Origin of the sequence: Bacteroides sp. AF39-11AC (genome assembly GCF_003474285.1) — a bacterium.
Taxonomy (GTDB): Bacteria; Bacteroidota; Bacteroidia; order Bacteroidales; family Bacteroidaceae; genus Bacteroides.
Window position 1 is genome coordinate 304886 of sequence record NZ_QROH01000005.1, and the last position, 21941, is coordinate 326826.

Consider the following 21941-nt stretch of genomic DNA (forward strand, 5'->3'; position numbering starts at 1 on the left):
ATTAGAAAAAGTTTTTCCTTGCCTTGTTGAATACCGGTACAAGTTCTTGGGACTTATACCGTGCCGTAGAATGACAATTGTTATTCAGAGAGTCGGTGGTAAGAGCCTTGAGGAGTTGGTAACAGAAAAAACAGGGCATAAGAAAATAACTATAATAGACACTTATTAAAATGGCTATACAAACCCAACCCAAAGACGTACAGGTACATATTGATCCTTATTCTTTCCTTGCGGAGATACAGGTTCTATCCGGTAATCCTGTGCAAAACTATAACAAGGATACGAACGACTATGAACCGGATCGCTCGCTTATCCCTTGCGTACTCATGCCTTACATTTCGGTTCAGGACCCTGAGAGACTGATGAACGGTAGCCAAGCGATTACCGGTGCCGAATGGTATGAAGGTGCTCCAAAGGCAGACGGTAGCAATCGTATCGTAAATAACGATGATTATGTCGTGTCCGCAACAGGCAAACCTACTTATTCTTTGACGGTGAAAAAGAATGTGGACTACAACAGTCCAATAGAGCTACACTGCATATTCTCGATTACCGATAAGCGAAAGAATACTCAGGAAAAGTTTGAGCGTAGCACTGTACTCCGGACGAGTATTTTTGACTCAAACAATTATTCGCTGAAGATCAACCGGCCAAAAGGATGGACTATAAACCCGCTCGAAGTAATACCGAATAGTAAAGGAGAATGGCTTTATTCGATCACAGCTCAGGTGTATTCTGGTGAAGATATAGTATCTGATGCCAACGCAGCTTATTGGTGGCAGGTTCTTGACGGTACGACGTGGAGAGACTTTTCAGAAGATGAGTTAGATGTATTCGTTTCTGGTAAAAACGCCAATGGTACCTGGGGGAAAACTCTTACACTGGATGCCCGGTTCTTCAGGAATATTTCAGTCCGTGTTCGTGGTGCTTACTATAGCGGTATGCGTCCATCTTCTCCGACTTCGGACGAGATGCAGGCGACGACTTCCATCAAAGTGGAGATGCCGGGGACATTGCGTGCCGACATTCGGCAGACGAAAGGCATTAAGATCAACTCTCGCATGAATACCACTGTAGGTTACGAGTGTATATTGTCGTATAACAAGCAACTGATTGACAGTAGCAAGGATAGTCTATTTGTGATTGACTGGTATGCAAAATCCGCCAAGGCTGGTAGTACAGCAAAAAATGTTGGTCGTGGAAGAACGGTGGAGTTTATCCCTTCGACCTATTCGTTTGATCCTTTATATCCCATATCGATATATGCTGCTGTGAAAATGTATGCGGTAACGGCATTGGTGACTACAAGCGATAATAAAGTCCTGACTACAAGTGACGGCAAATTGATTATAATATCTAAATATGAATAGCTTATGAATTATCTGTTAGTGAAACCTGAAGAACTGGACGGGCAGGGTTACGATTACAAGTATGCGGAACGTATTCCGGACGGCCGTGTAATCCTGCCGCTCAGTGCTTTGAAGGTGCTTTCCAATTTCAGCCCTGAAATCCTTTCGGATGACAAGTTGAAAGTGCTAATAAAAGAGCAAAAGGAGAGCGGCCTTTATGATCCTCCCCAAGAAGATGAGGGCAACAATAGTGAAGAACCGGTAACTGGTGAAAGTAGTAGTGATAGTGAATCTCCGGAAGAAGATATCACTACTGAAGAATCGGCCGAAAACCCAGTTGAACAGGAAGGGGGTGAGGTATGAATCTTGAAGGAAGTTTTACACTTATTGCTTTAATGGATGGTACTACCATCAACGGAACACTTCGTGTAGAAGGCACTCCGCTTGTACAGAGGTATAATAAAGGGACGGTTGTTTTTATACCGGACTTTACTGCACTACCCGAAAACGGCCGTCCGACTGTCGTTGTTATTCTGCGTGATATTTCTAACGGTAGCATTCTTGTACCCAATACGATTGAGTATCGTTACAATGACTTGTTACTGACATTTGACAATAACGGTTTGTCTACGAACTCCGGTATGGTCGGTTATTTCAAGAAAATAGACGCTTACAGTACTACCATTGGTGGAGCTACTTATAAGGTACCGGCCCTGCGTGTAATGAAGAATCTTGTACCCATCTCCGGGTATGACAATGACCGGATCACTGTTTCAGGTACTGTTGAAATCTCCGGTTCCTCTATCGGTTTCAATGCGTTGTCCAAGGAGGTTGTCATTCAGGAATCCACCGGCAACCAGTACGATGCCTTGATTTCGAATAACAAGGGGTCTCAGCTTCTTACGGCCGGGGAGTCGTTAACCGATACAGTCCGTATCTTTAAGGATGGCGTTGAAGTCACTGACTACACCGGCTTTACTTTTCAGTGGGTGAAAATGCTTGGAGCAGGTGACACGAACTGGGGTACATCTCGCACTCAAGTGGTTTCTACCAATGATGTGGATAACGTACTTAAATTGCGCTGTGATGTGAAGAAAGACGGCTCATTAGTCGCCTCCGGGTATGATGAAGTGACTGACTTTTCCGATCCATACTATACGATCATCAAGATTACCGGCATTAGCGGTAATACAGTAAAGAAGGGTGAAACGGCAACGGTCACTCCTGTTGCCGCAAAACGTAGCACGGGAGAGGAAGTTCCATCCCTGATTAAGAGTTGGACATTCTCTCTGAAAGACAATGCCGGTGCCGCATTTATTTTGACGGGAAAGGATTCCGCCACATTTACGGGAACCAATGCAAAGATTCCTTTTGAGGACATGGTTCGGGCTAAAATGGGCCTGTCAGGCTCTATTAGCGGGGTTGCATAAATTGTATGATATGATACTAACAGGAACATTCTACTTAATAGCCGAAACGGAACGCCTTTGGATTGGTGTCAATCCTGAGACGGTATCTTTGGATGCTAATAACGTACAGGCTGCACCGTTACAGGTCCGGTTTTGGGCCGGTGAAGGGAGTAATAAGGTGGCTATGTCTGCTTATCTCACGTTCAGGGTTGAAAGTGTTGTAGGGAGTAGTGTCACGAAGTTGTTTGAGGACAAACCTGTTTCAAAGGTCAGTTCTTATGACTACACTATTCCTTCAGATCAGTATGCTACCGCTAACCGTATCAGTATCTATGCTTATGAGGATGCTGCACGGACGAAAGAGATTGATAGCAAGCAGGTGAACATTATTGCCGCCAATCCTACGCCTTTTCCACGCTCGGATGATTGGAACGTGGAAAATGTGTATAAGAACGGAGAGTATCTGAAGCAAGACAATGTGCTGTACATGTGGACCAGCCGCGTTTCTGGAAATACGGAGATTAGCCCGAAGGAATGGATTGAAGCTCATCAAGAGAGTGGACTGTGGACGCCTTATCCTTACGACAAGTTAATTGCGGCCGAGATTGCTCTCCTTAATTTCGCTTTGATAGGCTCGGCTGTATTCCAGGATGAATATATGATATCGCAGCAGGGTGTTGATGCATCGGGCAATCCTACCAATGATTTCCGAAAGTTTGGTACGGAGGATTTTACTCCTAATCTGCTTTTGAATTTTCTCACAGGGTTATTTAAAGGGAACAAAGTTGAACTGACAGGGCAGATTTCTACCGCTTCTGAAGGTAAACGAATCGTTATTGATCCGGTCACTAATAGTATTTCGATGTATGATTTCCTTGGAAATCTTGTTGGAAAGATTAGTTTTTCTACGATAGAAGATTATACTACTCCTGTAATCGAACTATATGATATGACTCCAACTGGTTCTTTGGGTGGCAAGACGACAATTCTGCCTGGTAGTATTACGTTTAGTTCTTTATATTTAGGCGATAATTATACTGTTAATATATCTCCACAACGTATTCTATTTAGAAAAAATAATGTTACAACTAAAGAATATGGCAATAGTTAATTGCTGTATGAAAATTTATAATTACAAAACGAGATTAAAAATTAAATGTTAAATTGGGCTGATTTTCTTGATAGAAAAAACGCCCGTTAAAAATACCATATATGGAAAAAGTTTATTTGAAGGACTCAGATGTAGTGAACGAATTAACAGATGTGATTCCCGTGGCTACGACTGAGAAAAACGGGCTTAACCCTGCCAGTGATGTAAGGAAGGAAAAGATGATCGCAACCACAACTTCGAGAATTGTGTATGAAGGGGCATCCTCAACAGCAATATCCACCTCCTTACTTATCAGCCTCGCTGCCTTCGGTGGCGGACCGATGACCCTATTTTATATGGCCATCAATAGATCAGTCGATATTTTGAAGGCGCCTGCGATAATTTTAAATCGGATAGGTGGGGCGAATGCTCCGACAACTCCACGATTTAAGATATGGAGTAACGAAAACACCGGTTTTTTCAAAATTATATTGGAACGCACGCAATATACGCCATCTATATATATAAAGATTCTGAATACTACTATACCTTATAATGACATTACACCTTTATCAGTTGCCAATCAGGAGGAAGTTGATGCAGCAACGTATATTGATGTTACATGAATAATAGGGGCATTATGCCCCTATTATTCATAAAACGGCTATTTCAGTATAACTATCATCCACGATTAACTTCATTCTTTCAACTGTTTTATTACCTAATATATTGAAACTTTCGGCATCTGAAGTCGCTGAATTAGCCGTTGAAACTAAATATATGTCAAGATAACCATTCTCTTTTTTCCAATAAATTTTAAATGGCATTTTCGAGTTTAGATTAGTTATGAATATTTTGGGAGCGTTTGACGTATCATTTTGCACATTATACATACTCAGTACAAATAAGAAAGGGGCCTGTACATATATTCCATGTACGATAAAGGAGGCTCTTTCCCATGAAGTAAATTTCCCAATTTTAATTGCATTGTAATAATAACCATATAGTAAGGTTTGGTTTGTACGCTTTTTATCAATACTGGACATAAGCCCTTTTTCTTTTTCAGTAGCAACATTCATCTGTTTCCTGATTTCTTCCGCTATACCTACATCACTAATCAATATCTTTTCCATATATGCTATTTTTAACGGGCATTCTTTATACAGGAAAATTACCCAGCAAAAACACAATAGTCAGTTGAGTAAAAAACTGTGAGTTATATTGCCCGTTAAAAGTGTAAGATATGGTAATAGAAAAGATTAAGATTACTGATGCAAGCGTGGCAGAAGAAATCAGAAAAGGAATGCAACTCGCTACTAACGAGGAAAAAGGATTAGCTACGCCAGGTATGGCATATAGTACAATAAAAGGTGTCATTACTTTGGCAGCAGATGAAGAAGTAAAATTCGACATTAAGTATAGTCTTATTTTGTTGTCAAATAGTGCAACCGGCTCAAGTATTCTATTCCTACATGCATGTACTTATGTGAAAATAGCAGAAACAGGAAGTATGTTTTCCTTTTTAAGTAATGTACAGGATAAGTTATCTGTCATATCAGGAGGTGAGTATTCTTTTTCAGTGAGAAACAATCGTAATCAAGAACTCAAGCTAACTTATTGCTTTATGAGAAGTCAATAACACTTACCAAATCTGAACCCATATTTATTTTGCTTATAATTATTCCAGATCTTTTGCCCGTTAAAAGTAGCAGAGATGATCGAGAAGATTCAAATAACAGATGCAGACGTTGTAGAGCAAGTAAGAGGAAGTTTGCCCATAGCCACAACAAATAAAAGTGGGTTATATAATCAAGAATATGTAACCAAGTCATTACAAACCGCTGAATCCCCCAATAAATTAATAAAATTGTTTTCATGTAAAAGATACGGATTCTCAGGTAAAGTAACCGTATTATTTCGGCGCGGAGAATCAACTGATATATCAGAATTCAGCATCTATTCGAATGCATATACTAACGTAGAAGGTATGTCCATTATAAATATTTATAAGCGCAGTGGAAGTGCCCAATATATTAAATTTTACCATGATGGAGGATATGTATATGCTTATATAGGAGCAGCGTATCATATCATTTATTGCAAACCGGATTTCATATTCTCAGGGGAACTTATTTGGGAAGAACAAACAGGCATAGATATTAGCACGTTAACGGAAATATCTTTTACTAAATAATACTAATTACATTAAGCTATTATTTCCCATTCATTTCTTTTGCCCGTTAAAAGTAGCAGATATGGCGATAGAGACAGTGCAATTATCAGAAGTGATGAAAGACTTTACTCCAGTAACAGATATATCGTATATCTATGGAGAAAAAGAAGGAAATCAAGGGAAAATAGATAAAGTTAATTTAGTAAGTAATCTTGTGGAAAAACGTATTGGGACTACTGTTGATTGTAATTCCATTAAAAGAACCAGTATTATCACCTCGTCTTCGTGGGAAAATGCACCCATTGATCGACTTGCAATATTAGAGACTTTATTTCATTCTAAAGATTGGATTTTACAACGCTTTTCATCCCCTGCAAGCTATTCAATGTTATATGTTCGTTCATTTCATGATGGAGCAACTTGGGGGCCATGGAGAAAAATAGAATTTACTGGTTAAAAACATATTTATAGGGGCGCATAGCCCCTATAAATTACAATCTCATCATTGATAACTGATATAGAATCGGAATTGATCATAAGTCCTATTTTGTATAATAAATTTATTCTCAGCAGTTTTATATACATTTACTTTTCCTGCTGTATCTTTCACGGTTGATAAACTAAATCCAATCCCGCTTATTTCAGAAACGATATTAAGAGCCACCGTTCCAAGAAGTATGATTGAGGAATATCCTTTTTGAGTAGACCATAGAGCTATCATACCATAACTGTAATCAAATTCCATTTCCAAATCTTTATCTAATAATATATATTGTTGATAAGGACTTCTTTCTGTAATAACAGGCATTAATCCTTTTGCCTGCCTTGTTGCTGTAGGCATGCTGTCCCTGATCTGTTCAATCACACTACTGTCTGTTAGCTTCACTTTCTCAACTGCCATACCTTTACACTTTTAACGGGCGGAAGATATGGTATAAAAATAGGCGACCGAAGTCACCCTATTCTAAAAACGTAAATTCTTTGACAGAATAGCCCTCTGGAATATCTGCACTGACTTCTTCTGGAGGTTGGAATGAAAAACCCAAATTGTTGCTGTAAGATATAGTAAAGTCATTGCTCTTCGGTGATGCAATATAAATATCCAATATAACTCTTACTTGTATCGATTCTTGATATATTATTCTCGCCTTTGCTATAGATCTACTAATTCCTCCTCTTGCCAATTGAATAACAGTTTGCCCATTGCTATAACCATCTGCACTTACATAAAACAATTGAGAAGTAGGGCTACCATTATTATAGTATTTGCCTATATTGATAATTGCTGAATTTGCTGAGTTTCCAAAACCTCCTATCGCTATTCTGTACCATTTGTCTTGCTCTAAAGGTCCTCTCAACATTCCACATCCTCCACTATTGGCCACAATACCAGGTGACACAAGTATATCATTACCAGAACCATCTACTGCCTTCACTTTATGTAGGCTATCTTTTGTCTCCAGATCATTATTATAATCTTTGGTGTTAATTGTTTCGATCATCTCTGCTACTTTTAACGGGCGTCCTTTGTGTTATTTGTTCAGGCAGGATTAGTTTGTTAACTTCACCGGCAAAAATGATTTACGCGTATATCAGAGTTTCTACCGACAAACAGACTGTCGAAAATCAGAGATTTGAAGTGCTGAATTTTGCAAAAGAGAGACAATTAGTCATTGACAAATGGGTTTCTGAAACAGTTTCGGGAACTAAAGCTGCTAAAGACCGGAAGTTAGGTCCATTACTGAAGAAGATGAAGAAAGGTGATACCCTTGTACTGTCTGAAATTAGCCGGCTCGGCAGGAACTTAATGCAAATTATGTCGATGCTCAATCTCTGTATGAGCAAAGAAACCTTTGTCCTGACAGTTAAAGAAAGATATGAGCTTGGCAATAACATCAATAGTCAGGTACTTGCTTTTGCCTTTGGTTTGTCTGCTCAGATTGAACGTAATCTAATTAGTCAAAGAACCAAAGAGGGGTTAGCCAGAAGAAAAGCTAATGGCATGCAACTTGGCCGGAAGAAAGGAGATAAAAATACTCATTATAAGCTGACCGGCAAAGAAGGCATTATCCGGACTATGCTTGATTATGGTTACTCGAAAGCTGCCATCTGCCGAAAACTGAAATGCAATCATAAAACGCTTGATGATCATTTAATAAGAATGAATATAATTGTGTAGGACTGTAGGATAGTAGGAGGCATAAATAAGCCTCCTACAAACAAATTAATCACATATCAGGAAAATCGTCCCTGATTAATTTACTTTGTATACCAAAATTCCTCTTAACATATTTCCCTGTCGTATCAATCGATTTGTGACGAAAATGTCGTTGTAGTTCCCAAGTATTCACACCGGCATTCACCAATTTCACACCGCCAGTATGTTTGAAGCTATATAACTTGTATCGCTCACTTAACCCTAAAATTTTTCGAATCCGATTGAACCTATATCGAAATGTGTTTTTTCCAAGTTTATACATTCCAGGCATATCATCTCGCGAAAAGAGATACCAATCTTCCGGATATCCTCCGATCCGAAGAATGTTTTCCAGGTACTCATACAGTTGCCGGGGAATATTGACTGTTTCCGTGAGCCCATTCTTACTGATATCCTGTCTCACTGTTATTGTAGCTGTTTCCAAGTTAATGTCTCTTATCAATAACTGTCGACATTCATTTGGCCGAATCGCACAATAATACTCCAACTGGCAAACTAATAGTAATTGAGGATCATGCTCCTCCATATATTCGATGAGTTTCTTACGATCCTTATCCGGTATAGGTCTTGCAGCTTCATCTCGTTTTTCTCCCAGCTGTGGAATATTAGATATAGGATTTACTGTAATTACTTCCTTTGTCTTCATCAGAAAGTCAAAGAAAGTATGTAGGAGTTGTTTATACTTCAATACAGTTCTCCGGCTTGCATGATTTTCTCCAGCTATATAATAGAAAAACTTATGAATCTGATCTTGACAAATACATCGAACATGTTTTTCTGCATATCCCTGCAGTTCCATCCATTCACAAAAAATACGGAGCTTGGAACAATAGGTCTGGTAAGTAGAGTGGGAGACCTCTGCCTTTTTCATTAACAAGAAATCAGAAAGATACGTGCGAATATTTATAATTCCTTCTCTCTGATTTCCCCAGCGAGCCGCTGCAGCTTGATAAATCAGTTCATCCTGGTACGTTACTTTCCTCTCGCTAAAAGGATCTTCTCCTTTTTCGAGTTTAAGCTTTATTTCCGAAATGATTTTTTCAGCATAGGCTTCCCGTTCTTGGACTGTTTCCAATTCAGCAAAGCCATCATAATGCCTGAATCTTTTCATTTCATTGGTTTGTGGATCCCTGCAAGAATACTCCACATACCATTTCTTACTTAAATCTCCACCGCAGTTCTTTAACTTTGGTAGGATAATCAACGATCTTTTTCTTGCCATATTTGTCATTTTTGAGTTTTAGGTGATGATTTACTAACTCAATAGACAATTAATAGACAGTTATAGACAGTTATTTTGTTGGATGCTTCTATATACAAAAATAAGCTGCTGAAAATCAACAACTTATTCTTTTCAGTCGGGGTAGCGGGATTCGAACCCACGACCCCCTGCTCCCAAAGCAGGTGCGCTAACCGGACTGCGCTACACCCCGAGTGCCTTATTTCTTAAAAGCGAGTGCAAAGATAGAAAGTATTTTGTAATAAACAAAGGAAACTGAAGTTTTTTTTATAAAAAAGTTTCTGATGAGGTGTTGAATGCTCATTAAAGTATAGTCACCTCCGTGTCATCTCCGTACCAAGTCCGTATCAACTCCCAATAAAGGTACCTTTATACGGACCAGGTACGGAGTTGGTACGGACTTGACTATATCCAGGTAGGTAGCAGAGATATCAATATACCTCATCAACAGATATATTAAACAGGAATGTAGAAAACATAAAATAATAGCTGGCAAAACGATATTTTTCAACTAACTTTATGCCCCGAAAAACAATTGGCGGATTTCAACGTTACACTATAATAAAAAAGACATCATGAAAAAACAAATCTTTAGTATGGCTGTCATGGCAGTCGTATTTGCTGCATGTGGTGGCACTAAAGCCCCCGTTACCGTAGTAGGATCGTGGATAATGCCTATCGACGGCCAACCCGGAGAAGTACAAGGCATCAAACTGGAAGAGAATGGAGAAGCATCTTCCATTAATATGCACACACTGGCATACAAAGAATGGGAGCAACAAGGCGATCAGCTTTACCTGACAGTAAAAAGCATTGGTAATGGAATAGAAATTGAAGGTGTAGACACTCTGAAAATAGATAAGTTGACACCGGATTCTTTAGTGCTGAGTTCTAACTACGGATACACTCTGGAGTATGTAAGGCAGAAATAATACAAACTACAACATATGAATCCCTGACGACTTTAAAATATAAAGTATCGTCAGGGATTTCTTCTTAACCCAACCAATCAATTACCTTGAACGAATTTCTCTACGCATAAATATAATATAAGAAAGAGCAAAACAGAGTATTGTAACTGCAATCAATCCTGTCAACTGTGGCCATATAACCAGTAAACTCTGTCCCAATGGGAGAGGACTGGGTATAGCTCCTTGAACCTGCTCCATCATTAACGGCCCCAAACTTCGGAGAGACGGCATCAGCAGTACAGAAGTTGCCTGATTGAATAACTCGCACGGATTCAACGACATTATGCCCCAAACTATTTTCTGATAACCGATGGCATAATAAGGAGACATCATATCAGAAGGCATCAACATTTTGGCAATCCAGTTAACAATCATTGTATAGAAGACGCTAAAAAATAACCATATTGCCAAAGAAGCCAAGGCTGAAGTCGCTGTCTGCCGGAAACAAAGTGAGAACAGTATTGCCATATTCAACCAAAGTCCTACATAGAAAACACTGAGGACCAAAAAAGAAATGATACGGGCAAATTCTTCCGGCGTGGGTGGAATACCAATTGCAATCAATCCGGCGCCCATTACCAGGAATCCTAATACAAACAGCATAATTGTAATCACGATCAATGCAGCAACAAATTTGGCATTGATTATACAATCACGATGTATCGGTTGTGATAATATACGGCATAATGTTCCCTTATTCTGCTCCGAATTCATGGCATCAAATCCCAAGGCAATGCCCAGCAGTGGCCCTAAAAAGTTAATGAATAGAACGAAGGAAGGCAACGTACCATCCGATACAGTAAATAATTTCAGGAAGAAAAAAGCATCTTCCACACCACCTGACTTGATAGCCTCGCGCATACTGGTGAGTGATGTATACAAAGCCCCCAGACAGGTTAGTGTAATAATGGCAAGTAAGATAATAAAGCGCCAACTACGTACATGATCCCGGATTTCCTTATTCACAATAACCCAGAAAGGCTGCTCAACTCTGTTCATGCTTCTCACCTCCTTCCTTTACATAATCATTGTAGACATCAATAAGTTCCACTTGTTTACCCTCCATCTCCTGAAGATCAAGCTGTGCCAATAATTTTCCGTGATTAAACAAACCCACACGATCACAAGCTTTCTGCACCTGATCCAAGTTATGGGAAGAAAACAATACAGTAAGGGAATGTACTCTGCTCAAATTACGAATCAGTTCTATAAATTCCTGAATTCCGGCAGGATCGATACCCGATGTCGGTTCATCCAGGATTATGATTTCCGGATTCTTAATCAGTACATCTGCCAATCCCAGACGTTGCCTCATACCACGGGAATACTTTCCGGTCTTCTTGTTTGCCTGTTCGGAAAGGCCTACCCGGTGCATGAGTTCCTTTGCTTTCTCCTCAGCTTCCCTCTTTGAAAGACCATTCAGGAGTGCTGTATAGACAAGGTTTTCCAATCCAGTCATTTCATCATAAAAGCCTAAATCTTCGGGAAGATAACCTATCCTCTTCTTGACCTCAATAGGGTTTGTAGTGGAGTCTATTCCACAAATTTCCACTTTGCCGGAAGTCGGCTCCGTCAGCCCCAGCATCATCAGGATAGTTGTGGATTTTCCCGCACCGTTCGGGCCCAATAATCCGAAGATTTCTCCTTTGCAGATTGATAGGCTAATATGGTCTACAGCAGTGAAATTACCGTATTTTTTTGTCAAATCGGTAAGTACAATCACTTGTTCGCCCATAATTACCTCCTTCCATATTTTCGGAATAGATAGTAGACACCTCCCACGGCTACAACGATAACTAATATTCCTACCCAGCCCCAAAGCATAGGTATTTTTACTGCAATCCTGAATTGTGCGGTAGCATTCACTTCGGGAGTTCTGGCTTCCATAGTTGCAACATAATCACCGGGCAAGGCTTTTTTCGAAGCCTTCATTACAGCCGTAACAGCAGATGTTTCTCCGGCTTTCAGCATTTCTATTTTAGCCGGTTCAAAAGAAACTTCCCAATCTGTAGGTTTACCGGATGAAAGCTGAATATCTTTTAGTAAAGAAGAACCTGTATTCCTGACTACCAGTTCCAAGCGCTTCACATCTCCGGCAGTAATCTCAGTACTCAACAATCCTCGTGGAGTGGTCAGCTCCATCTGATAGGAACCTGTAACCACCACTTCCAAATCCAGATCAGCAGATGTATTACCGGCAACCGCACGTACTGAAATCTTATAATTTCCGGCTTCGACATTGGCTGGCGGGGTGACGTCTATCGATACATTCTGGCTGGCATTAGCTTCCACTTGTGCAGAAGTAGCCTGTTTATAGTTAGGTTTGAAAATAACATTCCAACCTCTGGGTGCATTGGACATCAAAGCGTATAATTGCTGATCGGCAGTCTGGTTTTTCAATACGGCATTGAAGGTGAATGTGGATTTAGAATTTCCCTGCATATTGGGCTGATCGGTAGTAAATTCAGTCTGATAAGTACCTTGCTGGGCTACAGTGACTGTTAAAGGGAGTTGGCAATCTCCGGCAGAGACTATGAAATTGTAGCTACCCTTATTTATCTTCAGCGGGACTTCTAATTTCAAATTAAAGTCTTTTTTTTCATTAGGCAAAACTGCCAGTTTGTTAATATTCCAACCGCCAGATTTTAACTCACGCTTCCAACTTGCGGGTAGTCCTGTTACGGACAGATCGGCATTGACCGGTGCATCCGAATTGTTGATTAAATCAATTTTGTAGTCAATATTCGTTCCCGGAGAAACGGAAATCTTTGTGTAAGGAGAATAAAGAAACACGCTTGGTACAGAATCAGAGGCGTGTGTGTAATTCATGGGTATCAAACCCAACAAAATGGTTAATAGCAGCAAATAATTAGTTCGCATAATCATATAGAATTTTATGGTTAATTAAATATGAGTTATCGATTTGTGTGGCTGCAAAAATAAATAATGGAAAAATTAGTAGCTGTTAAAAGCAATGAAATATCGACACAGAATTTTTACAATTATATAATATTTGTATTTTTTAATAGACTCAAAACAACCTTTTACAGATGCAATGTCCCTCTAACTAAATTGTAAAGTAAAGCAACTGCCTTTTCCCGGTTCCGAATAAACAGAAATATTTCCTCCATGCTGATTCATAATTTGCTTGCAAAGGCTGAGTCCAATACCCGAACCGGCAGTTTTCGTTGTGAAGAACGGAACAAATATTTTATCCTGTACTTCGGGTAAGATACCTTCACCATTGTCCCGAACAATAATAGTACAACGCCAGGAAGTTAGAGAAGATGCCACTTTGGGTGTAAAAGCAGCTTTCACCTCAATTCTAGGTTCTTCGCGACGGCCAGATGCTTCACGGGCATTTTTTAGCAAGTTAATAAGCACTTGTTCTATCTGGGCACGATCCACATCCAATGTTTTCCCTGAAGGTGGAAGTTCAAAATGAATCGTTTCGTCTGGAAAGAGTTTCTGCAAATCAGTAAACAATTCCCGAACTGATACACTCGCACAGACGGGAGCGGGGAGACGGGTAAGACGACGATAGTTTTCTACAAAACCCAACAGTCCCTTACTACGCCGATGAATAGTTTGCATGGCTTGCAGCATTACGGCATATTCTTTTTCGCCTCCTGCGTCTTTTAATGCCACAGGCACTCCACGCTCACTCAATGTTTCGGAAAGAGAGATGATAGGCGTAATGGAATTCATGATTTCATGGGTAAGTACGCGGATTAATTTTTGCCAGGCTTCCATTTCATTTCGTTCCAGTACAGAATGGATATTCTTCAAACTAATGAGGCGCCTTTCCATGCCGCGAGCTACGAAAAGGGTAGTAGCTACGGCCATTTCCAAAGTAGCCCCATTCCGATGAATACGCATGACTTGTGTTTCACCTGAGGGAAGATTCAGAAACTCGGACGGCAACTGTGGATCTTGCCCCAGTTGAGCAGTAGCAGCACGATTCAACCACTCAATACGACCGGACATGTCAGTCACCAATACAGCGGTATCCACTTTATTCAACAGACTTTCGTAATACTGGTGTTTCACTTCTTCCTCTAATAAACGGGCACGAAAAGCCTGTAGAGTTTCAGATAACTCTACAGCCATCTCTGTCATCAGTTTATTTCTATAAGGTGGACGGAATGCCTGTGTCATATCATTATAACGCAAACTGTCTGTCAGGCGACGCATCATCTGCAATTGTTTCATCTGTATATAATAAAGGTGTATACCCGTCCCAAAAAGAAACAAGGATGTGATAAGCATACTAAACCACAAGTCTGCACAAAATAACACATAGACGCCTACAGAAAGTACTGCCAGAAGACAGATGTGCAAGATAACAATTAAGGAATACCGCTTCATACTGCTTATCAATTTATAATCCCAACTTCTCAATCTTCCTATACAATGCAAAGCGCGTGATTCCCAGATACTCTGCGGCCCGCGTCATATTCCCTTCGCTCAATCGCATAGCCTTTTCTACGGCCTGCCGTTCCAATTGCTCCAGATTGAGTACTTCTTCCTCCTTCTTAGGACGGGGGGAAGAAGCCTGAAACAGGAAATTGTCGGGGCGAAGCAACGAACCGTCACCCAGAATTACGGCACGTTCCATCGTATGCTGCAACTCACGCACATTTCCCGGCCAGGGATAACGCAACAATTTAGCTTTTGCTTCACGCGTTAAGCCTCGCATTTCCTTCTGATATTTACGGGCATAGCGCTGCAAGAAATAGTCTGCCAAGAGAATAATATCATTCCCCCGCTCCCGCAATGGAGGGATGTGCAGTTCAATCGTATTGACGCGATAGAGTAAGTCTTGCCGGAAATTCCCTTCTTCCACCAGATGGCGGATATCTGCATTCGTAGCACAGATCAACCGCACATCGATAGGTACAGATTGAGTACTACCTAAACGACTAATCTGGCGTTTTTCAATGGCCGTCAGTAGCTTGGCCTGCATGGACAATGAAAGGTTACCTATTTCATCCAGAAACAGTGTGCCTCCTGTTGCCACCTCCATACGTCCGGCTTTCGGTTTTCGGGCATCTGTAAATGCTCCTTTTTCATAACCGAATAATTCACTTTCAAATAATTGTTCAGGAATACTTCCAAGGTCAATCGTCACAAATGGGCGGCCATAACGTGGCGAACAGCGATATAATAAACGGGCTATTACATCTTTACCTGTTCCATTCTCACCAAGAATTAGAATATTAGCATCTGTATCGCGTAATTTCTCTATCGTTGCAAACACCTCTTGCATCGCAGCCGATTCACCAATTATAGATTCTTCTACACCACTGCCCGCGCCACTAAGTACTTCCACCTGTTCTTTCAGCAGATTCACTTCACATCGGGAACGACGCAATTTGATACCGGATGAGAGTGTAGCAAGCAGTTTTTCTTTCTCCCATGGCTTCGGGATAAAATCTGTGGCACCCGCTTTAATAGCTCGTACCGCTTTATCCGTATCTGCATATGCTGTCATGAAAATAACAACTGCCTGAGAATCGATACGCAAAATTTGTTCCAGACTCTCAAAGCCTTCCTGCCCGCTTATGGCATCGCGACTGAAATTCATGTCCAGCAATATTATATCGGGCTGGAAAGTCGTCATGAAGTGTTCAATACGATCAGGGGTTACTGCAACTTTTATCTTTTCAGCATAAGGTTCCAGTAAAAGGTTAAGGGCAAAAAGCACGTCCTCATTATCGTCTACTATCAGTATCTTTCCTAATTGTTCCATAAAAGCTATTATTTTTCTATCATCACTTGTCGGCAAAGATAGGTAATATATCAATGTGTTGTGTGTGCGTATGCGCACTATTTTTGTGCGGTATGGCACAGAATAAGATTCCCTTTTCCTGAAGTAATATTCTATATAACAATTGATTACAGTTTTGGCACGAGATTTGAATATCTATTATTAAAAGGAATATACTATGTACAAAAATATACTTTTATCATTGATAGCCTGCGGTACTCTGGTAACCGCTACTGCCCAAGAACAGACTATGGAATTGACCTTAGGGCAAACCATAGAGCGTGCTCGTCTACAATCTCCCGATGCACAAACAGCCCAGCACAGTTTCCGTTCGTCTTATTGGAACTACAAATATTATAAAGCAAACTATCTGCCTGCTCTGAAACTGACTTCCGACCCTTATCTCAACCGTGCCATTAACAAAGTCACCATGGGTGACGGTAGTGTAAAGTTTGTAGAGCAAAACCTGTTGAGTACCGACCTGACTCTAAGTCTGACGCAGAATATTCCATGGACAGGTGGTACACTGTTTGTGGAAACCTCTGCCCAACGGCTTGACTTGTTTAGCGATAACTCTACTTCCTGGCAGACATCACCTATAAATGTCGGCTACAGTCAATCGCTTTTTGGATATAATAGTCTGAAATGGAACCGCCGTATCGAGCCACTGCGTTATCAGGAAGCAAAAAAGACTTATGTAGAAACTCTGGAACTTGTTGCTGCTAATGCTACACAAAAATTCTTTGCTCTTGCCACAGCACAAAGTAACTATGAAATAGCTTCTACCAACTATGCTAATGCGGATACCTTATATACCTATGCACAAGGACGCTATAATATAGGTACTATTACCGAAAATGAGATGTTGCAATTGGAACTGAATAAACTGACAGAAGAAACCAACCGTATGAATGCCCATATTGAGGTAGAAAATAGCATGCAGGAACTTCGTTCATACCTTGGTATCCAAGAAGATGTATTGATTAAAGTCGATGTCAGCGACCATGTACCTAATCTTCAAATAGATTTGAATGCCGCTCTAATCACAGCACGGCAAAACAGTCCGGACATACTGAATATGCAACGCCGCAAACTGGAAAGTGAAAGCAAAGTGGCCAATGCCCGTGCCAATGCCGGTCTGAAAGCCGATCTTTATCTCCGTTTCGGGTTGACACAGACCGGAAATAAGCTAAAAGATGCCTATCATAACCCTTTGGATCAACAATATGTTACCCTCGGTATCAGTCTGCCTATATTAGACTGGGGACGTGGGAAAGGGCAAATTCGGGTAGCCCGATCTAACCGTGACTTAACTTATACCCAAGTGGAGCAGGATAAAACAGACTTTGAATTGAATGTCCGCAAACTAGTAAAACAATTCAATCTGCAGTCCCAGCGCGTACACATTGCCGCCCGCACGGATGAAACAGCGCAACGACGTGCAGATGTAGCCCGGCGGCTCTATATTTTAGGAAAATCTACCGTACTCGACCTTAACGCTTCTATCAGCGAAAAAGATGCTGCCCGACGTAATTATATAACTGCATTATATAATTACTGGAGCCTGTACTATACTCTTCGTAGCCTGACACTTTATGATTTTGAAAAAGATGCCCCACTAACGGAAACTGAGAGAATAGAAGAAGTAATGGATGAAATGATAAGGAAATAAAAAGCCATATCATACGTCTGATTATAAATTGTAAAACAATAAAAACACTATGGATATTAAACTTGAAAAGAAGCCCTGGTACATTCGCTACCGTTATTATTTGGCAGGAGGAATTATATTTCTTGCTTTCATCATTTACGTTATCATTCTTTCTACCGGTCCCAGCAAACTGCGTATCGATCAGGAAAATGTGCAGATCGCTGAAGTAAAGAATGATAAGTTCATGGAATATGTAGATGTAGAAGGACTTATCCAGCCCATTCTCACCATTATCGTTAATGCCCGTGAATCTGGAAGTGTAGATCGTATTGTAGGCGAGGAGGGAAGCCTGTTACAGAAAGGAGATACGATCCTTGTACTCGAAAATCCCGACTTGATACACAACATTGAAGAACAGCGCGATGATCTGGACAAACAACTGATTTCTTTCCGTGAGAAGGAAATTGAAATGGAACAGAAGAGCCTGACCCTTCAACAACAAACTTTACAAACGAACTATGAGTTGGCCCGTCTTCAAAAAAGTTTCAATCTTGACAAGGAAGAATTTAAAATGGGTATCAAGAGCAAAGCTCAACTTGAGGTTGCCGAAGATGAATATAATTATAATGTAAAAAAAGCAAAGTTACAGCGCGAGAGTTTACGGCAAGATTCCGTTGTTGCTATTATCCGCAAAGACTTAATCAATAATGACCGGGAACGCGAACGCAAGAAGTATGAACGCGCTTGCGAACGACTGGAGAATTTAATAATTAAGGCCCCCGTCGCCGGACAGCTTAGCTTTGTAAAAGTTACCCCAGGGCAACAAGTAGCATCCAACCAAGGCATTGCAGAAATAAAGGTATTAGATCAATATAAAGTACACACTTCCCTTAGCGAATATTACATAGACCGTATTACAACAGGACTTCCCGCCACAATTAATTATCAAGGACGCAAATATCCGCTCCGCATCACTAAAGTAGTACCCGAAGTAAAAGACCGCACTTTCGATGTGGACTTGGTATTTACCGGAGAAATGCCTGACAACGTACGCGTAGGTAAGAGTTTCCGCGTACAAATAGAGTTGGGGCAACCGGAACAGGCTATTGTTATCCCTCGTGGTAACTTCTATCAATCCACCGGTGGACAATGGATATACAAACTAAATGCATCCAAAACTAAAGCGATACGCGTTCCTCTCAGCATTGGACGCCAGAACCCGCAGCAATACGAGATTACAGATGGTTTACAACCCGGAGATTGGGTTATTACAACAGGATATGATAACTTTGGCGAAGCAGAAGAGTTGATATTAAAGTAAAGAACAAAGACATGATACAACATTATCTGAAAATAGCACTAAGAAATCTGTTGAAGTACAGGATGCAGACTTTGATCAGCATTATTGGCTTAACCGTAGGTTTTGTTATTGATATTATTGGCATTGGCAGCCACGGTTGCTTTTGCAGTAGGTTACATCGTTATGAGGCATTGGTTGGAAGGGTATGTTATTCAGACTGTCATTTCCTGGTGGATTTATATAGTGATACTGGTAGCCGTCATTACAATTATTTTCATCAACATTGGCTGGCGGATATGGCAGGCAGCACGGCAAAATCCGGCAGAAATTATAAAAAGCGAATGATAGGTATTATATAATAATAAATAAAGACTGAAACATGAAGACACTCAAATACGCTTGGCGTTTCCTGATACGCTCTAAATCATATACCCTTATCAATCTGTTGGGACTGGCTTTCAGTCTGGCATGTTGTATCATTCTACTTCGCTATATTCACAGGGAATTGACAGTAGATAGCCATTGCATTGACCGGGAACAGGTTTATGGTATTAAAGCGGATATGGGTGGCAATAAATATCTAAGCATTCTTATCAATAGGACAGACAGCAGCCTTATCGATCAACGCTACATCAATAAGCAGAGCAGCTTCATTCCGTTGGAGAAAGATTATGTAATGGTCGGAGCGAATCGGTTTCCTTCACGAATCATCGTGGCGGACAGCATCTTTTTTCAGCTATTCCGCTACCCAGTAGTGCAGGGAAATATTACATTACCTTCACCGCACTCCGCTTTGGTTACAGAGGCATTTGCCCACAAACTTTTCGGTAAGGAGAATCCGATAGGCAAAATAATCCGCTGTTCTAATGGGAAAGACGTAACCATCGAGGGGGTATTGGGTAATCCCGGAAACAAGACTTTCCTGCAGTTCGATGTGGTATTGTCTAAAGCTTTATCTGATAACTGGGAACGCATGGCTGTAGACTTGTTTTCATTTATGCCAGGCACTGATATAGATAAGTTGAACAAAACAGGTAGTGTCCCCAGATATGTAAACTCACCCGAAAGCGGTGATACGCGTACTTATACTTACTCTTTGATTCCAGTCAAGCAATTTTATTGGGACAGTTCCATCAATAATGAAGAGACATTGATGTTCTCTACCGGCAGTTATTCTCATCTGTGGATTATGATAGGAGTATGCCTATTAGTGCTATTAGCAGGTATTATAAATTTCATCAATATCTATCTGGTTGCTATGCTCCGGAGGGGAAAAGAATATGGATTGAAAAAAGTATTCGGTGCAAGAGATAAAGAACTATTTTTTAATATATGGACAGAGAATGCCTTGTTAGTATCAGCTGCTATGCTTATAGCCTGGTTGCTTGTAGAGGTAAGTACTGTGCCGGTGAGAAACCTTTTCAATCATCAGTTTAGCTATACGACATTCGACTGGCAATTATCATTGGGTATATTGGTAGTACTGCCATTGGTTACCGCTTTATATCCATTTATTAAATACAATTATACTCCTCCTATTGTCTCCATTCGTTCTATTGGTTCGGAAAGTCGTTCAATATATTCACGGATTATATTTCTGGGCATTCAGTACGTACTCACTTTTTTATTGGTGGTAGTCTCACTTTATTTCAATAACCAACTGAATATGTTGCTAAATACCGAACCAGGATTTCGTACCAAAGATATTATCATTGCTCAGTTGGCTTACGAATCAAAAGACTTTAATGTCTACACGGAAGAGAGTATGAAGCAACGCCAAGAACGAGTGAATGCATTGGATAAGGAGCTTTCTTCCTGCCCCTATATAGAAGATTTTGAATCCAGCTATACTGACATTCTCAAGGGAGATTATGGCAGTAATTATATAAACGAGCAAGGGAAGAAAGTCTACCTGAATATGCGTTTTGCCACGCCTCATTTCTTCCGTATCTATGGTATTAAATTTATCGAAGGAGAACTTCCCAATTTAGCAGATAAAGATATTTTCGGAGTCCTGGTGATGAATAAAGCAGCCATGAAAGCTTTGGACTATACCACCTGTCAAGGAGCCAGCATTGCAGAAGAAAACTCACTGAGAAGAGGAAGCTCTGCCAAAACCCAACCCATCGTGGCGGTGGTAGATGATTACTACAACGGACATTTATCTCTAGGAAAGAAACCAACTATTTATATGGTAAGCAATCAGATGAGCGGCGATGTCTATCAGATAGCCTGTGTGCCGGGTAAAAAGAAAGAAGTGCTTGAGTTCTTACGTAAAACGGAATTCAAGATTTATGGCAGTGAAGATTTTGAATACAGCATTCTGGAAGAAGACGTAAAAGCAATCTATGCCCAGGACAGACAAACAAGCATCATTTATTCCGTTTTTGCTTGTATTGCGATTCTAATTGTAGGCCTCGGGCTATTCGGTATTTCTCTGTTTGATATCCGCCAGCGATATCGGGAAATAGCCATCCGCAAAGTAAACGGAGCACAATTGAGAAATCTGTATGCAGTTCTGTTCCGCAAGTACATTTGGGTAATAGGAATTGCCATATTGATTACCATACCTTTATCTTATTACCTGATATACATCTATACGCAAGATTTTGTAGTGAAAGCTCCCATCAGCATATTCATTTATGTCATAGCTATACTGGTAGTTTCGGGCATCTCGTTAGGTACATTATTCTGGCAAGTGAATAAGGCTGCACGAATTAATCCGGCAGAGATTATGAAAAGCGAATAATAAACAGAATATAATTTAAAT

Annotated in this window: 23 protein-coding genes and 1 tRNA gene; 14 read left to right on the forward strand and 10 right to left on the reverse strand. The window is 40.4% G+C overall.

Translation table 11 applies throughout. From position 1 onward, the window contains the following. Window positions 1-170 precede the first annotated feature (170 nt). The 5 genes from DW036_RS12505 (at window position 171) to DW036_RS12525 (ending at window position 4474) form a co-directional block, all read left to right on the forward strand. Window positions 171-1370: a hypothetical protein gene (locus tag DW036_RS12505; protein WP_118464685.1), complete on the forward strand. Its 1200-nt coding sequence runs from the start codon at window positions 171-173 to the stop codon at window positions 1368-1370. 3 nt (window positions 1371-1373) lie between these two features. Further along, window positions 1374-1712: a hypothetical protein gene (locus tag DW036_RS12510; protein WP_118464686.1), complete on the forward strand. Its 339-nt coding sequence runs from the start codon at window positions 1374-1376 to the stop codon at window positions 1710-1712. Beyond that, window positions 1709-2779, forward strand: a complete 1071-nt coding sequence (locus DW036_RS12515) for a hypothetical protein (protein WP_118464687.1) — start codon at window positions 1709-1711, stop codon at window positions 2777-2779. Before DW036_RS12510 ends, DW036_RS12515 begins: the two co-directional genes overlap by 4 nt. Window positions 2780-2789: 10 nt before the next feature. Further along, window positions 2790-3869: a hypothetical protein gene (locus DW036_RS12520; protein ID WP_147401486.1), complete on the forward strand. Its 1080-nt coding sequence runs from the start codon at window positions 2790-2792 to the stop codon at window positions 3867-3869. A 101-nt stretch (window positions 3870-3970) separates the two neighbouring features. Continuing rightward, on the forward strand, window positions 3971-4474 hold the full coding sequence (locus DW036_RS12525; RefSeq protein ID WP_118464689.1) for a hypothetical protein: 504 nt from the start codon (window positions 3971-3973) through the stop codon (window positions 4472-4474). A 27-nt stretch (window positions 4475-4501) separates the two neighbouring features. On the opposite strand, the gene DW036_RS12530 is transcribed toward DW036_RS12525, so the two are convergent. Next, window positions 4502-4981, reverse strand: coding sequence for a hypothetical protein (locus DW036_RS12530; protein ID WP_118464690.1), 480 nt, complete (start codon window positions 4979-4981; stop codon window positions 4502-4504). Between the two features lie 110 nt (window positions 4982-5091). Here DW036_RS12530 and DW036_RS12535 point away from each other — a divergent pair, with 110 nt between their 5' ends. The 3 genes from DW036_RS12535 (at window position 5092) to DW036_RS12545 (ending at window position 6478) form a co-directional block, all read left to right on the forward strand. Further along, a complete protein-coding gene (locus DW036_RS12535) occupies window positions 5092-5487 on the forward strand; it encodes a hypothetical protein (protein ID WP_118464691.1) in 396 nt (131 codons plus the stop codon). Window positions 5488-5562: 75 nt separating this feature from the next. After that, window positions 5563-6042: a hypothetical protein gene (locus tag DW036_RS12540; protein ID WP_118464692.1), complete on the forward strand. Its 480-nt coding sequence runs from the start codon at window positions 5563-5565 to the stop codon at window positions 6040-6042. Between the two features lie 61 nt (window positions 6043-6103). After that, entirely contained in the window at window positions 6104-6478 is a 375-nt protein-coding gene (locus DW036_RS12545) for a pyocin knob domain-containing protein (protein ID WP_118464693.1), read from the forward strand. 45 nt (window positions 6479-6523) lie between these two features. Here DW036_RS12545 and DW036_RS12550 read toward each other — a convergent pair whose 3' ends face one another. Continuing rightward, on the reverse strand, window positions 6524-6922 hold the full coding sequence (locus tag DW036_RS12550; protein ID WP_118464694.1) for a hypothetical protein: 399 nt from the start codon (window positions 6920-6922) through the stop codon (window positions 6524-6526). 58 nt (window positions 6923-6980) lie between these two features. After that, a complete protein-coding gene (locus DW036_RS12555) occupies window positions 6981-7523 on the reverse strand; it encodes a hypothetical protein (protein ID WP_118464695.1) in 543 nt (180 codons plus the stop codon). Between the two features lie 74 nt (window positions 7524-7597). Between DW036_RS12555 and DW036_RS12560 the strand changes: the two genes are divergently transcribed. Continuing rightward, a complete protein-coding gene (locus DW036_RS12560) occupies window positions 7598-8200 on the forward strand; it encodes a master DNA invertase Mpi family serine-type recombinase (RefSeq protein ID WP_118464696.1) in 603 nt (200 codons plus the stop codon). Window positions 8201-8249: 49 nt separating this feature from the next. On the opposite strand, the gene DW036_RS12565 is transcribed toward DW036_RS12560, so the two are convergent. Together DW036_RS12565 and DW036_RS12570 are read right to left on the reverse strand one after the other, a co-directional pair. Beyond that, a complete protein-coding gene (locus tag DW036_RS12565) occupies window positions 8250-9461 on the reverse strand; it encodes a site-specific integrase (RefSeq protein ID WP_118464894.1) in 1212 nt (403 codons plus the stop codon). A gap of 136 nt (window positions 9462-9597) precedes the next feature. Then, window positions 9598-9672: transfer RNA gene (locus DW036_RS12570), tRNA-Pro, on the reverse strand. 382 nt (window positions 9673-10054) lie between these two features. On the opposite strand from DW036_RS12570, the gene DW036_RS12575 reads away from it, so the two are divergent. Next, window positions 10055-10411 carry a lipocalin family protein gene (locus DW036_RS12575; protein WP_118464697.1) on the forward strand — a complete coding sequence of 119 codons (357 nt, stop codon included), beginning with the start codon at window positions 10055-10057 and terminating at the stop codon, window positions 10409-10411. Window positions 10412-10492: 81 nt separating this feature from the next. Here DW036_RS12575 and DW036_RS12580 read toward each other — a convergent pair whose 3' ends face one another. The 5 genes from DW036_RS12580 to DW036_RS12600 form a co-directional block, all read right to left on the reverse strand. Beyond that, window positions 10493-11449 carry an ABC transporter permease gene (locus DW036_RS12580; RefSeq protein ID WP_118464698.1) on the reverse strand — a complete coding sequence of 319 codons (957 nt, stop codon included), beginning with the start codon at window positions 11447-11449 and terminating at the stop codon, window positions 10493-10495. Then, window positions 11436-12185: an ABC transporter ATP-binding protein gene (locus DW036_RS12585; protein WP_118464699.1), complete on the reverse strand. Its 750-nt coding sequence runs from the start codon at window positions 12183-12185 to the stop codon at window positions 11436-11438. The genes DW036_RS12580 and DW036_RS12585 overlap by 14 nt, the downstream gene beginning before the upstream one ends. A 2-nt stretch (window positions 12186-12187) precedes the next feature. Then, window positions 12188-13336, reverse strand: coding sequence for an NEW3 domain-containing protein (locus DW036_RS12590; RefSeq protein ID WP_118464700.1), 1149 nt, complete (start codon window positions 13334-13336; stop codon window positions 12188-12190). Between the two features lie 177 nt (window positions 13337-13513). Continuing rightward, window positions 13514-14818, reverse strand: a complete 1305-nt coding sequence (locus DW036_RS12595) for a PAS domain-containing sensor histidine kinase (RefSeq protein ID WP_118464701.1) — start codon at window positions 14816-14818, stop codon at window positions 13514-13516. Between the two features lie 13 nt (window positions 14819-14831). Then, the gene (locus tag DW036_RS12600; RefSeq protein WP_118464702.1) at window positions 14832-16202 is read right to left on the reverse strand and encodes a sigma-54 dependent transcriptional regulator; all 1371 of its coding nucleotides are present in this window, start codon (window positions 16200-16202) and stop codon (window positions 14832-14834) included. 196 nt (window positions 16203-16398) lie between these two features. On the opposite strand from DW036_RS12600, the gene DW036_RS12605 reads away from it, so the two are divergent. From DW036_RS12605 to DW036_RS12620, 4 genes are all read left to right on the forward strand, one after another. Beyond that, window positions 16399-17892, forward strand: coding sequence for a TolC family protein (locus tag DW036_RS12605; protein WP_118464703.1), 1494 nt, complete (start codon window positions 16399-16401; stop codon window positions 17890-17892). Window positions 17893-17941: 49 nt separating this feature from the next. Beyond that, window positions 17942-19192: an efflux RND transporter periplasmic adaptor subunit gene (locus DW036_RS12610; protein WP_118464704.1), complete on the forward strand. Its 1251-nt coding sequence runs from the start codon at window positions 17942-17944 to the stop codon at window positions 19190-19192. Between the two features lie 102 nt (window positions 19193-19294). Further along, window positions 19295-19516: a hypothetical protein gene (locus tag DW036_RS12615; protein ID WP_187374609.1), complete on the forward strand. Its 222-nt coding sequence runs from the start codon at window positions 19295-19297 to the stop codon at window positions 19514-19516. Window positions 19517-19550: 34 nt separating this feature from the next. Beyond that, window positions 19551-21920, forward strand: coding sequence for an ABC transporter permease (locus DW036_RS12620; protein WP_118464705.1), 2370 nt, complete (start codon window positions 19551-19553; stop codon window positions 21918-21920). The last annotated feature ends 21 nt before the right edge of the window (window positions 21921-21941 follow it).